At 43.7% G+C, this 828-nt stretch carries 1 protein-coding gene; it reads right to left on the minus strand.

The window, feature by feature from the left end:
• Positions 1–184 precede the first annotated feature (184 nt).
• Positions 185–828 (minus strand): RNA-guided endonuclease TnpB family protein (locus MHZ95_RS20765; RefSeq protein ID WP_239392685.1); only part of this gene is annotated, 644 nt, incomplete at its 5' end.

Consider the following 828-nt stretch of genomic DNA (forward strand, 5'->3'; position numbering starts at 1 on the left):
CTTAAAACGTTCCGTTTTTGAAGTGGGGGTTTCCTACCAAATGAATGGAAATGCTCCAGCAAAGAATGTGGGTGGCACGTTCTTTTTACGGGAATTCGTAGGAGTCGGTTTCATTCACTACAGTAGGCAACAACTTATCCGAAGATAAGCAGGGTCGGAACAGACCATCTACTACTTCCTGCCCTTAGGCAATCCGTAGATACTTTGTAGGCTTTAGGCTGAAATCGAGTTCTCTGATTTCACCGTAAAAGGTTTTCGCAAAGAAATTGGATGCCCCGTGAATATCGCGATGATTGGTATATCCACAAGGACATGTATAGATTCTCGAAGAGACTTTGCGTTTCTTCGGGCAGCAAGGACATTGCCGCGTTGTATCGCTTTCATCATGTTTGTCGATTTTCATGCCTTCCGCTTCCAGTTTATACGCCAGATAGGCATAGACCTTTCCAAAAGACCAATTGGATAGTTTCTGGTTCGTCGTTCTTCGTCGGACCTTTTTCTTTTTACGGCGGGATGTGTTGCGTTGAACGCCGTCTACCTCCCCGAATGCCACTTCTTTTACTTCGTTTTCGATGCACCAATCAACAAATTGTTTCGTTGTTTTATGCAGGGCATCTTGGAGTTGTTTACCACTTTTCGAAAGCACATAGCGTTTTGCTCGGTTATATTTTTTCCACTGCTTGGAACCTTTTGTGCATTTACTCATTTTTCGCTGGAGTTCTGCCAGTTTTTTATTACGCAACCGGTGAATGGAGCGGATTTTACGACCGGTAATCATGATATTTTCACCATTCTCCGCAACTGCTACAATGGTATGGATTTCTCCGA

The organism is Sporosarcina sp. ACRSM, from assembly GCF_022346545.1.
Taxonomy (GTDB): domain Bacteria; phylum Bacillota; class Bacilli; order Bacillales_A; family Planococcaceae; genus Sporosarcina.